The following is a 13,908-nucleotide window of genomic DNA, read 5'->3' on the forward strand; positions in this document are numbered from 1 at the left end:
CCGGGCCGGGAATGGGGCATACTCACCTCGGCGCAGGTTAACGCACGTTCACTGAGACCCGGTGGACGCCGTCCCGACCGGCCGGCACGCCCCGCGATCCCGGCGGCGCTCCGGTCGCGGAGTGCAGGATGCAGGAGGCACGATCCCACCATGAGTCAGCCGATCCGTCCCGTGAAGACGATGGACCGTCAGCTCCCCAGCGAGGAGGCCGCCGACCTGCTGGCGCTGACCCGTGAGCTGGTCGACCGCGAGCTGGCCCCGGCCGCCGCCGAGGAGGAGGCCGAGGGCCGCTTCCCGCGCGAGGCGGTGCGGCTGCTGGGCCGGTCCGGACTGCTGGGCCTGCCCTACCCCGAGGAGTACGGCGGCGGCGGGCAGCCCTACGAGGTGTACCTGCAGGTGCTGGAGGAGCTGGCGGCCGGACGGCTCACCGTCGGCATGGGCGTCAGCGTGCACACCCTCGCCTGCCACGCGCTGGCCACCTTCGGCAGCGAGCAGCAGAAGCAGGACTGGCTGCCGGACCTGCTGGGCGGCGAACTGCTGGGCGCCTACTGCCTCTCCGAGCCGCAGTCCGGCTCCGACGCCGCCGCGCTGACCACCCGGGCGGTGCGCGAGGGCGACCACTACCGGGTCTCCGGGACCAAGGCCTGGATTACCCACGGCGGGGTCGCCGACTTCTACAGCACCATGGTCCGCACCGGCGGTCCGGGCGCGGCCGGCATCAGCGTGCTGCTGATCCCCGCGGACACGGCCGGCGTCTCGGCTGACGCCCCGGAGCGCAAGATGGGCCTCAAGGGGTCGCCGACCGCCCAGGTGCACTTCGACGGCGCCGAGGTGCCGGCCGAGCGGCTGATCGGCGAGGAGGGGCAGGGCTTCTCCATCGCCCTGTCCGCGCTGGACTCCGGCCGGCTGGGCATCGCCGCCTGCGCGGTCGGCGTCGCCAGGGCGGCACTCGACCACGCCGTGGAGTACGCCAGGACCAGGACCCAGTTCGGCCGCCCGATCGCCGAGTTCCAGGGGCTGTCCTTCATGCTCGCGGACATGGCGACGGCGGTGGAGGCCGGCCGGGCGCTCTACCTGTCGGCGGCCCGGCGCCGTGACGCCGGACTCGCCTTCGGCAAGGAGGCCGCGATGGCCAAGCTGTTCTGCACCGACGCCGCGATGCGGGTCACCACCGACGCGGTCCAGGTGCTCGGCGGCTACGGCTACACCGCCGACCACCCGGTCGAGCGCTACATGCGCGAGGCCAAGGTGCTGCAGATCGTGGAGGGCACCAACCAGATCCAGCGCATGGTGATCGGACGCAGGCTGACCGGGGCCTGACCGGCCCTCAGCGCTGCCGCTGGGCGGGGATCCTGACCCGTACCGGCCGCGATCCGGGGCCGCCGACGTGGGAGAACGGCTGGCGGCGCCAGTCCAGCTCCGGCGGCAGCGCCAGCAGGGCCTCCAGCGAGGGCTCTGGGTCGAAGTCCGGCTCGTCCTCGAGGTCGTCGGCGTCGTCCACGGGACGGCCCGAACCGGCGCAGACGGCGGGGGAGAAGGGGTGCCAGGCGGTCGGCAGCGTCGCGTGCTGGGGGAACCGCTCCTCGTCGCCGAGCAGGGCGATCGGGCGGTCGCACTCCGGGCAGCGGAGCCGCAGGATGTCCCAGGTCTCACCGTCTCCGGGGTCGATGCCCGGCAGCGCCTCGGGCGCCGGATCGACGGCAGGAGTCAGCTCATCAGTGGCAGACATGTGATCCCCCTCGATGAAGGAAGGCGACGGCCCGGCTGTGAGCGGGGCTCCGATCGCCGACTGGTGCACCCCTCCCGCGTCCGGTGCGCCGCAACGACGGAGCACCGACGGAATCACGGAGGAGTCACAGGCAGAACTTCCCAGCGGGATATGCGGCTAACCCTGCAGGGGACCTTCCCTCGTGCGGGTCACTGTGGCCTTCGTCACACCCGGCCGGTCCAGCCCGTCGGCGTTCGTCCCCCGGTTCGGATAGCCTCCCGTCTCGTGGAGGAACTGGATCGTCAGATCGTGCAGCTGCTCGTCGCCGACGGGCGGATGAGCTACACCGACCTGGGCAAGGCCACCGGCCTGTCCACCTCGGCGGTGCACCAGCGGGTGCGCCGCCTGGAGCAGCGCGGGGTGATCCGCGGCTACGCCGCGATCGTCGACCCGGAGTCGGTCGGACTGCCGCTGACCGCGTTCATCTCGGTCAAGCCCTTCGACCCCAGCGCGCCGGACGACGTCCCGGACCGGCTGGCCGCGCTGGAGGAGATCGAGGCCTGCCACAGCGTGGCCGGTGACGAGAACTACATCCTGAAGATCCGGGTCTCCGCCCCCGGCGACCTGGAGCACCTGCTGGCCCGGATCCGCTCCGCCGCGGGCGTCTCCACCCGTACCACCGTGGTGCTCAGCACCCCGTACGAGGCCCGTCCGCCGCGGCTGGGATAGGGCGGGGCCGGGGTGGCGCAAACCCGCACATCCCGGTCGGGCAGACTGATGCCATGCACCCAGCCCCCGCCCTCCCCGCCCCCGAAGAGCCCGCCGTACGCACCGTCCTGCTGCGCGGCGGCGACGTCTACAGCCCGGCCGACCCGTTCGCCAGCGCGCTGCTGGTGCAGGACGGGCAGGTCGCCTGGGTGGGCTCGGACGGCGCGGCCGAGAGCTACGCCAGGGACGCGGACCTGGTGGTGGACCTGGACGGCGCGCTGGTCACCCCGGCCTTCGTGGATGCCCATGTGCACGCCACCGCCACCGGGTTGGCGCTGACCGGGCTGGACCTCACGGGCTGCCCGGACCTGGCCGAGGCGCTGCGCCGGATCACCGCCTTCGTCCGGGCCCAGCCCGCGGCGGACCGCGAGCGCGGCGTGCTGATGGGGCACGGCTGGGACGAGACCGGCTGGCCGGAGGGGCGTCCGCCGACCCTGGCCGAGCTGGACCGCGCCTGCGAGGGCGCCGCCGTCTACCTCTCCCGCACCGATGTCCACTCCGCACTGGCCCCCACGGCGCTCAGAGCACTCGTCGGCGCGGATCTGGCCGCGCACGCCGGGTACGACGCCGACGCGCCGCTCAGCCGTGCCGCGCACCATGCCGTGCGCCGGATCGCGTTGGCCCGGCAGACCCCGCAGCAGCGCGACGCCGCGCAGCGGGCGATGCTGCGCCGGGCCGCCGAGCTCGGTATCGGTGCGGTGCACGAGTGCGCCGGCCCCGACATCTCCTCGCCCGAGGACCTGACCGCGCTGCTCGCCCTGGCCGGCGGCGGTGCGGAAGCCGCGGCCCACCCGGAGGTCTTCGGCTACTGGGGCGAGCTGGGCGCCGTGGACACCGCCCGCCGGCTGGGCGCGGTCGGCGCCGGCGGCGACCTCTTCGTGGACGGCGCGGTCGGCTCGCACACCGCCTGCCTGCACCGCCCCTACAGCGACGCCGCGGACCTGGACGGCGCCGCCTATCTGACGGCCGACCAGATCGCCGGCCATGTCACCGCCTGCACCGAGGCCGGGATGCAGGCCGGCTTCCATGCCATCGGCGACGCCGCGCTGGCGGCCGTGGTCGAGGGGGTCCGCGCGGCGGCCGGCAAGCTCGGCATCGCCGCGGTCCGGGCGCTGCGGCACCGGGTGGAGCACGCCGAACTGCTGGACGCCGACGCCGTCGCGGCCTTCGCCGACCTGGGCCTGACCGCCTCGGTGCAGCCGGCCTTCGACGCCGCCTGGGGCGGCGCGGAGGGGATGTACGCCACCCGGCTGGGCGCCGAGCGGGCCCGGGCGATGAACCCGTTCGCGGCGATGGTCAGAGCCGGGGTGCCGCTGGCCTTCGGCTCGGACGCCCCGGTCACCCCCCTGGACCCCTGGGGCACCGTCCGCGCGGCCGCCTTCCACCGCACCCCCGAGCACCGGGTCTCGGTGCGCGCCGCCTTCACCGCGCACACCCGCGGCGGCTGGCGGGCGCTGGGACGCGACGACGCCGGGGTGCTGGTGCCGGGCGCGCCGGCCAGCTACGCCGTCTGGGCGCCGACCGACCTGGTGGTGCAGGCCCCCGACGAGCGGGTGGCCAACTGGTCCACCGACCCCCGTTCGGGGGTGCCCGGGCTGCCCGACCTCACTCCGGGCGGTCCGGTGCCGCGCTGCCTGGCGACCGTGGTGCGCGGCCGGACCGCCCATCTGGCCGGCTGAGGACTTCGCCCCGGCCCTGCTGAGCCGTCCTGCTCCGCCGTCCGAGTGGTCACCGGTGTCCGGATACCGCCGAACGGCGGGTGTCCCGGGCGCCGCTGCGGCCCCGTTTCATCCGCTCTGACCTGCATCTTTACCATGTTTTGGCAGGTCGGGGGGCGGTTGACACCGGACCGGCGTCGGCGAGTAGGTTCGGCCGCGTCCACCTTCCGGAATCCTCCGCAGGACCGACCGATCGGAACTCCCCCCACGCAAAACCCGGAACCACGACTGGGCCACAGTGCGGCGTCCCCGGATGTCGACAGGCAGCCAGGTCCAGTGGCTCGAGGTCCGGGGAGCGCGGGCGCCGGCAGGCCAACCGGGTCCGGTCGGCAGGTGCGACCCGGGCACGGCTCGGACGCTCAGTAGACAACGGCCTTCGGTCGATCCGCATCCAGCGGGCCCCGGGTCGGACCGAAGAGCGTTCGGGCCGCGCCCGTCGGCATGCCCCGTGCCGGGCGCCGGCCCCCGTCGAGCGGGACACTGGGATGCACAGACGCCCATGTGAACGGGGTGACCGCGATGTCCGCTGCTGCGTCCCCGGTCGGCGAGGACCGCTACTGGACCACCGCCCGGGTGGTGATCGCACTGCTGCTGGGCGCCCTGGCGGTGGCCGGGCTGAGCTACGCCGGCACCCATCTGAACGCCGACCGGACCACGCCGGCGGCCGACGGGGCCATGGCCGTCCCCGGGCGGGGCGACTGCGTGACCGCCCAGGTGGTCCCGGCGACCGTCGGCGGTGCGCGGCAGGTCGACTGCTGGTCCGGTCAGGCCCGCTACACGGTCGTGCAGACGTTTCCGGCCAGTACCGACCCGAACGCCTGCGCCGATGTGCCCGGCAGCGAGTTCGCACTGCTGCAGCGCACCAGCGCGACCGGCCCGGTCAATGTGCTCTGCGTGGAACCCCTGCATGTGGTGCCACGTTGGGAGGGCGAGTGAGCAGGCCGGATAACAACTTGGGTAGGTAAGAGGCGCCACGGGTCGCCCTGGGCGCCGACGGCCCGTTTTCACGCTGTACCGTCGTCGCACGCCGTGTGTTCCGACGCACGGCGCGAAACCGTAACTCCGAGCGTGAGTGAGTGTGGCGCCCGTGGCCCAAGCAGTCGACCCCGGAGGCGCTGTCGCCGTCCCGGACCGGCCCGAGGCCGCCGAGGGCGCCGACGCGGCTGCTCCGTCCCGGCTCCGCCGCCGGCTGGCGGTCGTCCGCGCCGGGCTGCCGCGCACCGGGCTGGCCGTGCTGTGCGGCGTGCTGCTGGCGCTGTCCTTCCCGCCGTACGGACTGTGGCCGCTGTCGCTGCTCGCGGTGGCCGGGCTGGCCCTGCTGACGCACCGGCGGACCGCACGGCAGGCCGCCTGGACCGGGTTCGCCTTCGGCGCGCCCTTCCTGATCTGGCTGCTGTTCTGGCTCAATGTCATCGGCCCGGACGCCTGGCTGCTGCTGGCCCTGTTCGAGTCGCTGTTCCTCGCGGCGATGGCCGCGGGCCAGGCGGTCACCTCCCGGCTGCCGGGCTGGCCGCTGTGGACCGCCTGCCTGTGGGTGACCCAGGAGTGGGCCAGGGACCGGGTGCCGCTGGGCGGTTTCCCCTGGGGACGGCTGGCCTTCGCCAACACTTCCTCCCCGTACACCCCGCTCGCCGCCATCGGCGGGGCGCCGCTGGTGACCTTCGCGGTGGCGCTCAGCGGGGCGCTGCTGGCCGCCGCGGTGCTCGCGGTGGCCCGGCGCGGCTCCGACGGCCGCTGGCGGCTGCGGGCCCTGGCCGCGGTGGCGCTGGGCGCGGCCGCCGGAGTGGTCGGCTACGCGGTGCCGATCCCGACCGCGGGGACCACCGCCGGGGGGCCGGCCAGCGCCGAGATCGCGGTGATCCAGGGCAATGTCCCGCATGCCGGGATGGACTTCCTGGGCCGTCCGATGCAGGTGCTGCAGAACCACGTCCAGGCCACCCTGGCGCTGGCGCAGCAGGTGGCGGAGGGCAAGAAGGCCAAGCCGCAGCTGGTGATCTGGCCGGAGAACTCCTCCGACGTCAACCCCTACACCACCCCCGAGGCCTACGCCGCCATCCAGCAGGCGGTCGACGCCATCGGGGTCCCGATCCTGGTCGGCGCCCTGGTGGACGGTCCGGACGCGCAGCATGTGCAGAACGAGGGCATCGTCTGGGCGCCGTCCACCGCGGCCGTGCCGGGGCCCGGTGCGCACTACACCAAGCAGCACCCGGTGCCCTTCGGCGAGTACGTGCCGTTCCGCTCGGTGCTGTCGAAGTACATCACCCGGCTGCAGCGGGTCGCCCGCGACTTCGCCAAGGGCACCAGCACCGGAATCCTCCAGGTCGGCCCCGCCAGGATCGGCGACGTCATCTGCTTCGAAGTGGCCTACGACGGCATCGTCGACGACGCGGTCAGCAAGGGCGGCCGGGTCCTGGTGGTGCAGACGAACAACGCCACCTACGAGCACACCGACCAGCCCGACCAGCAGTTCGCCATGTCGCGGCTGCGGGCCGTCGAGCACGGCCGGGCCGTGGTGATCGCCGCCACCAGCGGGATCAGCGCGGTGATCGAACCGGACGGCAGCGTCGAGCAGCGGAGCGAGCTGGCGACCGCGGCCGAACTGGAGGCGGACGTGCCCCTCCGGGACACCCTCACCGTGGCGGACCGTGTCGGTGCGGCACCGGAATGGGTTCTCTCCATAGCGGGACTGCTCGCGGTCGGCGCCGCGGTCGGCATCTCCACCGCGCGCCGGCGCCGCAGTACCCGCACCGACTGACGAACACCGAACCAATGACGCTGCTGACAAAGGGGCCGGTCCGTGACGGACAGCACCACTGAGGTCCACCCGACCTTCGGTGACCTGGGCAAGATCCTGGTGATCATCCCGACGTACAACGAGATCGAGAACATCGGGCGGATCACCTCCCGGGTGCGCGCCGCCGTGCCCGAGGCGCACATCCTGGTGGCCGACGACAACAGCCCGGACGGGACCGGCCGGGCCGCCGACGAGCTGGCCGGCTCGGACCCCAACCTCCAGGTGCTGCACCGCAAGGGCAAGGAGGGCCTGGGCGCCGCCTACCTGGCCGGCTTCCGCTGGGGCATCGACAACGGCTACGACGTCCTGGTCGAGATGGACGCCGACGGCTCGCACCAGCCGGAGCAGCTGCCGCGGCTGCTGACCGCGCTGCGCGGCGCCGACCTGGTGCTGGGCTCGCGCTGGGTCACCGGCGGCGAGGTGGTCAACTGGCCGAAGAGCCGCGAGTTCCTCTCCCGCGGCGGCAGCCTCTACTCGCGGCTGATGCTGCGGGTGCCGATCCGCGACGTCACCGGCGGCTACCGGGCCTTCCGCAAGCAGACCCTGCTGGGCCTGGGCATGAGCGAGGTCGCCTCCCAGGGCTACTGCTTCCAGGTCGACCTGGCCTGGCGCGCGGTCCGCGCCGGCTTCAAGGTCACCGAGGTGCCGATCACCTTCGTCGAGCGCGAGTTCGGCGCCAGCAAGATGAGCAACAAGATCGTGGTGGAGGCGCTGGGCCGGGTCACCTCCTGGGGCGTCAACAGCAGGCTGGGGCGGATCCCGGCCCCCACCCCCGACCGGGAGGCGTAGCTCCGGGTGCGGCGCGGCGCGGGCGGGCGGCGCGGCGCTGCGGCGGAACGAGCGTCCGGGCCCGTACGTTGACCAGGGTGTATCAGCATGCGAGCCCGAAGGAATGGACAGCGCCGTGAGCCAGGTAGGACCCGACCCCGGGATCGTCCGTCCCCGCCCGCGCGGGCTGCGCCGGTACCTGCCGCTGGCGGTCGCGGCCTGGGTGGTGCTGGAGATCTGGCTGCTGATCCTGCTGGCCGGGGTGATCGGCGGGTTCGGGGTGCTCTGCTACCTGGTGGTCTCGGCGCTGCTGGGCGGCTGGGTGATCAAGCGGGCCGGCCTGAAGGCGCTCCGGGCCACCACGGCGGGGCTGCGGGGCGGGGTGTACCCGGCCGAGGGCGGGGACCCGATCGCCAAGGAGACCCGCACCGCGGTCACCATCGCCGGCGGGCTGCTGCTGGTGCTCCCGGGGATCCTCTCCGAGCTGCTGGCCCTCGGCTGTCTCTTCCCGCCCACCGCGGGCGTGCTGCGCAGGCTGCCGGAACGGTGGCTGCGGCGGCCCGGGACTCCGCTGGGGGACGCCTTCCGGCTCCAGGGGCAGCTGCGGATCCACCGGCCTGACGGCAAGGTGGTGCAGGGCGAGGTGGTGGATCCGGCCGAGGATCCGCTGCGCAAGCGGGACGACCCTTACGGGTACGGCGGGTCCAGGGATCAGCTGCACTAGGGTGCTGACGGGTTTTCAGGTGCGGGCCGTAGCCGGCGTGTCGCGCAGTTCCCCGCGCCCCTAGGGTGCCGCAACTTGCCCGCAGCGGTTCAGTTGCAGGCCCCGGACACACGGCAGGGCCCGGGACGCAGCACCTGGTGGTGGCGCTGCGACCCGGGCCCTGCCGTGCCGCCCCGGACGGGTCAGGCGGACTTGCGGTTGTCGCGGGGGTGGACGGCGATGTTCATACCGCCGGACCGCAGGACTGCGAGCCGTTCGGCGAGCACCTCCTCCAGTTCCTCACGGGTACGCCGCTCCATCAGCATGTCCCAGTGCGTACGGGCGGGCTTGGCCTTCTTTTCCTCTGGTTCGTCGCCGTCGAGCAGTAGTGCCTCGCTGCCGCAGAAGCGGCACTCCCACACGGTCGGGATCTCGGCCTCTACGGAGAACGGGACCTCGAAGCGGTGCCCGTTCGTACATGCGTACTCGACGGTCTGGCGCGGGGCCAGGTCGATGCCGCGGTCGGTCTCGTAGCTGGTGGCCCCGAGTCGCGTGCCGCGGAGAGCTCGCTCACTCATGAATCGTGCCTCCCGGGCTTATGGCCCACAGGACTGGATGTCGCTGTCTTCGTCGGTTGGTGCAACGTGCGGCAACCGTCGAAGATTCCCGTTCGGGAGATACGTCTTCCGTCGTGCCGCCCCTGTTTGTACCCACACCTGCCCGAATTGTCACATCTCAACGTGAATATCACCCTCAGTTGCCGACTTTTTGCGTGCCGTCACGGTGCCGGTGTGGATTTCCCGGCGTACACTACCGGCCGCCGCCGACCTGGACCGGGCCGGGCTGCCCGGGCCAGGCACCGCGCTCGATCAGTACGTCGCGCAGGACGTCGACCCGGTCCGCCATGATCCCGTCCACGCCGAGGTCCAGCAGTTCGTGCATCTCCTCGGCCCGGTCGACGGTCCAGACGTGGACCTGGAGGCCCAGTCCGCGGGCCGCGCGCAGGAAGGGGCGGTCGACCACCGGCACCCCGGAGGCCGGCCAGCGCACCGGGACCTGGACGCAGACCGTCTGCCTGCGGGCGGCGGCCCCGAGCAGCCGGTCCACCGGGACCGGGCCGCTGAGCGAGCGCAGTCGCAGGCCCAGCACGCCGCGCGGGGAGAGCGCCACGGCCAGCCGGGGTCCGGCGGCGGCGCGGACCGCGGCGAGCCGGCCGTCGGAGAAGGAGCCGACGCAGACCCGGTCCCAGGCGGCGGTCCTGCGGATGGTGTCGGCCAGCGGCCGGACCGCGCCGGGCGCCTTGACGTCGATGCTGAAGCGGGCCTCGGGGAAGGCGGCGAGGAGTTCGTCCAGGCGCGGGATCGGCTCGCGCCCGGCGATGCGCGCGGCCGAGACGGTGCGCCAGGGCAGCGCGGCGACGGCGCCGGAGCTGTCGGTGACCCGGTCCAGGCGGCTGTCGTGGAAGGCGACCAGGACGCCGTCGGCGGTGGCGTGGACGTCGGTCTCCAGATAGCGGTAGCCGAGTGCGACCGCGCGGGCGAAGGCCGCCATGGAGTTCTCCGGACCGCCCAGAGCGCCGCCCCGGTGCGCAAAGGCGAGCGGTCCCGGATGGTCCAGGAAGGGGTGGCGCGGCAGACGGCGGCTGGTCACGGGCGCTCCATCGGTCCGGGGTGAAGCTGCCAGAAGTATGCAGCCTGGAGCACGTGTAAGGGGACCGGTGACGGATCCTCAGCCGACGTTCATTCTCTTCAAGGCTGGTTGTCAGTCCCTGCTGCGAGACTCTGTGCCATGTCGGCGAGCAGGTTCCCGCAGGAACTCCTCCGTGCCCAGCGTCAGGTCTGGGCCAGCGAGGCGGCTTCGCGTGCCTTCGTGCTGGCGGGGCCGGACAGCCCGGTGGCGCAGTGGCCGCTGCCGCGGCAGGAGGAGTACCGCCGCCTGCGCGCGGCGCACGAGCAGGCGCTGCGCGCCGTCCGCGAGCATCCGCTGATGGTCGACGCGATCGAGGACCACCACTGGGCGGCGACGATACAGGCGCTCTCCGCTGCGGCGCGGGCCGAGGAGCGGATGGCGGCGGCCTGAACGCCGCGGGCCCCGGCGTGGCCGGGGCCCGAAGGGTGAGCAGCAGTCTGTGAGCAGCAGTCAGAGCAGCGGCAGGGCCGTGGTGATGGGCTGGGTGATCTCGCCGGTGCGCTCCTCGGGGCTCTCCGCGGCGGGTGCCGGGCGGTCCTGGTCCAGCGAGGCCGGGATCGGCGGCGGCGTGCTGTCGAGGGGCGTCTTGGCCAGCACCGGCGCCGCCGCGGCCTCGGTGCGGCTGTCGGCGTGCGGCAGCAGGGCGATCACCGCGTCGCGCTGGTCGGCCGGGGTCTCCTCGTCCAGCGGGTCCGGCGCGGCCGGGACCTGGATCCGTACCGGCGGATTGGTGCCGAGCCTGGCGTAGCCGCGTCCGGCCGGGGTGTGGCTGGAGGGGGTGATGTCCAGCGGGACGCCGAGGGCCTCCGGGGCGAGGTCGGGGTCGAGCGCGCCCAGCACCACCCGGGCGCGGGTGGCCGACCGCACCGTCGGCTTGATCCGGTCCAGCGCCTCCAGGCGGTCCGCGACCACCACGGTGACGTGGGCGGTGCGGCCGTGGCGCAGCGGGAACTCCAGCAGGTCCTGCGGGTCCGGGCGGTTCTCGGCCTGGGCCAGCTCGCTCAGCTCGGCCGGGTGGTCCAGCAGCAGCCACAGCGGCCGGACGGTGTCGGCGGGCGGCGCCTCGCCGGTGCGCTTGGCCAGGTTGTGGGCGTCCAGCCGGCGCTGGGTCTCGTGCACGGCCCACTCCAGGGCGGCCAGCGCGCCGTGCAGACTGGTCTCCACGGTGTGCACGCCGGGGCGTCCCACCAGGCAGGCGTGCTCGCCGGTGCCGGCGCCGTCGATGACCACGATGTCGCCGTGCGGCAGCGCCTGCAGGGCCAGCGAGCGCAGCAGGGTGGAGGTGCCGTGGCCGTGGGTGCCCAGCGCCAGCAGGTGCGGCTCGCTGGAGCGGGGGCCGGTGCGCCAGAGCACCGGGGGCTGGTGCGCGGTGCCTGAGCCCTGGCGCACCGGGATCATCCGGTTGGTGCTGGTGGTGTCGGTGAACCCGAGCACGATCTCGCCGTTGGCGGTGACGTAGGGCTGCGCGGTGATGTCGGTGGGCAGCGGGGCCAGGGCGGCGACCTGGAGGTGGTTGGTCTCCTCGTCCCAGGTGAAGCGGTACTCGCGGCTGCGGCCGGCCTTGCTGTGAACCACGTGTTCGATCCGGGCCCTGGCGTGCGGCTCGGTGTCGGTGAAGTAGGCGGGGTAGCGCAGGTCCAGTGCGGCCAGCCGGCCCTCGCCGTCGAACTCCCAGGAGTTGAAGGCGGCCTTGAAGTCCCCGCCGTGGCTGTACATCGGGCTGGGGTCGGACTCGTGCACCAGGTAGGGGGTGAGCGCGGTGTAGATGGCGCCCAGCTTCAGCTGGCTGGTGTCCGGAGCCGGCTCGGGGGCCGGGGAACGGTCGCGGCCCGCCCAGGCCGCGCTGCCCATCAGGGTCAGCAGGGCCAGCAGCGGGCCGTAGGGGAGCAGGGCGACGGCGGCGAGGACGGCGATGGCGAGCAGCACGGCCGGACCGCGGCGGTCCTTGGGCAGATTGCCCCACCAGTTCCTGGTCCAGCGCCCGTGTGCGCGCAGGCCGCGGCCGATGGTGATCAGCGGACCGAACATGTCGGCGGCGTGGTCGCCGGCGGTGCGTGCGAACTCGCGCCCCCGGGTGAGGTGGTCGTTCAGGGTCATCGGTGTCTCTCCGGCAAGGGGCAGGCAGGGGCGCGGTTCGGCGGCGGGGGAGTGGGGGCGGTCGGGGCCTCGGTCAGAACTTGATGCCGCCGAGCAGGCTGGCCAGACTCTGGCCGCCGGCCTTGATGCTCGGGGCGATGGCGGTCCCTGCCAGGTAGAAGCCGAACAACGCGCAGACCAGCGCATGCGAGATCTTCATGCCGTCCTTGCGGAAGAACAGGAAGGCGATGATGCCGAGCAGGACGACTCCGGAGATGGAGAGGATCACGGTGGGCTCCTCGAAGTGCGGGGACGGGTGTCGGGACGACGCCGTGGGATGGCGGGTGTCAGTCAGGATCCGATCACATTCAGCACCCTTATGGTGACAAAAAGTAATAGATGATGGATAGGAGCAAATGGGTGGATTCTTCTCGAAGCCGCAACCAAACACCCCGCTGAGCTGCGCATTGGCCTTCCCGAGCTGATGCTGTCCGCCGCTCCGGCCCGGTTATGTGCGGCGCGCTGGATGTTCGCCCGTTCGGGTGTCGGCAGCCCGGAATCCGACCGCATCGTGGGACGCGGGGAGGGGCGTGCGGAGCGCCCGGACCCGGCAGAATGGCGTCGCTCGCACTGTCGTGCGTGCGGGTCCGGAGCGACGACCGAGGAGAAGCGGAATGAACGAGTCTGTGGACGGTGGCACTGCCGACGGCGGCGCGGTCGACCCCGAGCTGGTCGAGCTGGCCGCGCGGGTCTTCGACGCGGCCAGAGCGGGGGACGCCCCCGCACTGGCGGCCTACGTGGACGCCGGAGCCCCCGCCGACCTCTGCAACGACCGGGGCGACACCCTGGTGATGCTCGCCGCCTACCACGGCCATGCCGAGGCGGTGCGGACCCTGCTGGAGCGGGGCGCGGACGCCAACCGTGCCAACGACCGCGGGCAGACCCCGCTGGCCGGTGCCGTGTTCAAGGGCGAGGACGCGGTGATAGAGGCCCTGCTGGCCGGCGGAGCCGATCCGCACGCGGGACAGCCCTCGGCCGCCGCCACCGCCGAGATGTTCGGACGCACGGCCCTGGTGGAGCGGTTCACAGCGCTCTGAGCGGCCCGGTTACCATTTCCGAATGGACATTCGAGCCGTGGGCTACGCCCATCCCGACGCCCAGCGCCTCATCGCGGAGGTCCAGCAGGAGTACGTGCGCCGCTACGGCGACGTCGACCTGAGCCCGGTCGACCCGGCCCAGTTCGACCCGCCGCAGGGCCTGTTCGCGGTGGTGTACGACGCCGACGGCACCCCGGTGGGGACGGGGGCCTGGCGGGCCCGCGAGGCCGGCGAGCCCGGACTCGCGGACGGCGACGCCGAGCTCAAGCGGATGTACACGGTGCCCTCCGCCCGGGGGCGCGGACTGGCCAGGGCCATGCTGCGGTTCCTGGAGCAGGAGGCCGGCCGGGCCGGTCGGCTGCGGCTGGTCCTGGAGACCGGCACCGAGCAGCCCGAGGCGCTGGCGCTCTACGCCTCCGAGGGCTACCTGCCCACGGAGAAGTTCGGCTTCTACCGGGACAGCCCGTTGAGCGTCTGCCTGGCCAAGCCGATCGCCGTGGCGGCGGTGCCGGCGGCGTCGTAGCGCGTCCGGAGGTACGACGCCGCGCGCGGGCGGCCGGGTCCCAGCAGACTGGGGAGAAATCCAC

General features: G+C 73.4%; 15 protein-coding genes. 10 read left to right on the forward strand and 5 right to left on the reverse strand.

Annotated features, from left to right (window positions below; genetic code table 11):
• The first annotated feature begins 150 nt into the window (after positions 1–150).
• Positions 151–1,320 carry an acyl-CoA dehydrogenase family protein gene (locus IF29_RS0103050; RefSeq protein ID WP_030249096.1) on the forward strand — a complete coding sequence of 390 codons (1,170 nt, stop codon included), beginning with the start codon at positions 151–153 and terminating at the stop codon, positions 1,318–1,320.
• Between the two features lie 7 nt (positions 1,321–1,327).
• Here IF29_RS0103050 and IF29_RS0103055 read toward each other — a convergent pair whose 3' ends face one another.
• Entirely contained in the window at positions 1,328–1,729 is a 402-nt protein-coding gene (locus IF29_RS0103055) for a hypothetical protein (RefSeq protein WP_037594112.1), read from the reverse strand.
• Positions 1,730–1,993: 264 nt separating this feature from the next.
• Here IF29_RS0103055 and IF29_RS0103060 point away from each other — a divergent pair, with 264 nt between their 5' ends.
• The 6 genes from IF29_RS0103060 (at position 1,994) to fxsA (ending at position 8,480) form a co-directional block, all read left to right on the forward strand.
• Positions 1,994–2,437: an Lrp/AsnC family transcriptional regulator gene (locus IF29_RS0103060; RefSeq protein ID WP_030249102.1), complete on the forward strand. Its 444-nt coding sequence runs from the start codon at positions 1,994–1,996 to the stop codon at positions 2,435–2,437.
• 53 nt (positions 2,438–2,490) lie between these two features.
• The gene (locus tag IF29_RS0103065) at positions 2,491–4,155 is read left to right on the forward strand and encodes an amidohydrolase (RefSeq protein ID WP_037594113.1); all 1,665 of its coding nucleotides are present in this window, start codon (positions 2,491–2,493) and stop codon (positions 4,153–4,155) included.
• A gap of 558 nt (positions 4,156–4,713) precedes the next feature.
• Positions 4,714–5,130: an LppU/SCO3897 family protein gene (locus tag IF29_RS0103070; protein WP_157623543.1), complete on the forward strand. Its 417-nt coding sequence runs from the start codon at positions 4,714–4,716 to the stop codon at positions 5,128–5,130.
• Between the two features lie 151 nt (positions 5,131–5,281).
• Complete coding sequence (lnt, locus tag IF29_RS0103075; protein ID WP_051724811.1) at positions 5,282–6,949, forward strand: apolipoprotein N-acyltransferase; 1,668 nt, start codon at positions 5,282–5,284, stop codon at positions 6,947–6,949.
• Positions 6,950–6,991: 42 nt separating this feature from the next.
• Positions 6,992–7,777 carry a polyprenol monophosphomannose synthase gene (locus IF29_RS0103080; RefSeq protein WP_030249111.1) on the forward strand — a complete coding sequence of 262 codons (786 nt, stop codon included), beginning with the start codon at positions 6,992–6,994 and terminating at the stop codon, positions 7,775–7,777.
• Positions 7,778–7,892: 115 nt separating this feature from the next.
• Positions 7,893–8,480, forward strand: coding sequence for an FxsA family membrane protein (gene fxsA / locus IF29_RS0103085; RefSeq protein WP_051724812.1), 588 nt, complete (start codon positions 7,893–7,895; stop codon positions 8,478–8,480).
• Positions 8,481–8,662: 182 nt separating this feature from the next.
• On the opposite strand, the gene IF29_RS0103090 is transcribed toward fxsA, so the two are convergent.
• Both IF29_RS0103090 and IF29_RS0103095 read right to left on the reverse strand, forming a co-directional pair.
• Entirely contained in the window at positions 8,663–9,037 is a 375-nt protein-coding gene (locus IF29_RS0103090) for an RNA polymerase-binding protein RbpA (protein WP_030249115.1), read from the reverse strand.
• 232 nt (positions 9,038–9,269) lie between these two features.
• Complete coding sequence (locus IF29_RS0103095) at positions 9,270–10,109, reverse strand: glycerophosphodiester phosphodiesterase family protein (RefSeq protein ID WP_380522780.1); 840 nt, start codon at positions 10,107–10,109, stop codon at positions 9,270–9,272.
• 138 nt (positions 10,110–10,247) lie between these two features.
• Between IF29_RS0103095 and IF29_RS0103100 the strand changes: the two genes are divergently transcribed.
• Positions 10,248–10,538 carry a hypothetical protein gene (locus IF29_RS0103100; protein ID WP_030249121.1) on the forward strand — a complete coding sequence of 97 codons (291 nt, stop codon included), beginning with the start codon at positions 10,248–10,250 and terminating at the stop codon, positions 10,536–10,538.
• Between the two features lie 60 nt (positions 10,539–10,598).
• Here IF29_RS0103100 and IF29_RS0103105 read toward each other — a convergent pair whose 3' ends face one another.
• Together IF29_RS0103105 and IF29_RS0103110 are read right to left on the reverse strand one after the other, a co-directional pair.
• Entirely contained in the window at positions 10,599–12,245 is a 1,647-nt protein-coding gene (locus IF29_RS0103105) for a hypothetical protein (protein ID WP_051724813.1), read from the reverse strand.
• A gap of 73 nt (positions 12,246–12,318) precedes the next feature.
• The gene (locus IF29_RS0103110) at positions 12,319–12,513 is read right to left on the reverse strand and encodes a hypothetical protein (RefSeq protein ID WP_030249126.1); all 195 of its coding nucleotides are present in this window, start codon (positions 12,511–12,513) and stop codon (positions 12,319–12,321) included.
• 385 nt (positions 12,514–12,898) lie between these two features.
• On the opposite strand from IF29_RS0103110, the gene IF29_RS0103115 reads away from it, so the two are divergent.
• Complete coding sequence (locus IF29_RS0103115) at positions 12,899–13,321, forward strand: ankyrin repeat domain-containing protein (RefSeq protein WP_051724814.1); 423 nt, start codon at positions 12,899–12,901, stop codon at positions 13,319–13,321.
• Between the two features lie 22 nt (positions 13,322–13,343).
• Positions 13,344–13,844 carry a GNAT family N-acetyltransferase gene (locus IF29_RS0103120; protein ID WP_030249130.1) on the forward strand — a complete coding sequence of 167 codons (501 nt, stop codon included), beginning with the start codon at positions 13,344–13,346 and terminating at the stop codon, positions 13,842–13,844.
• Positions 13,845–13,908 lie beyond the last annotated feature (64 nt).

This window comes from Streptacidiphilus jeojiense (assembly GCF_000719095.1).
GTDB classification, from domain to species: Bacteria; Actinomycetota; Actinomycetes; order Streptomycetales; family Streptomycetaceae; genus Streptacidiphilus; species Streptacidiphilus jeojiensis.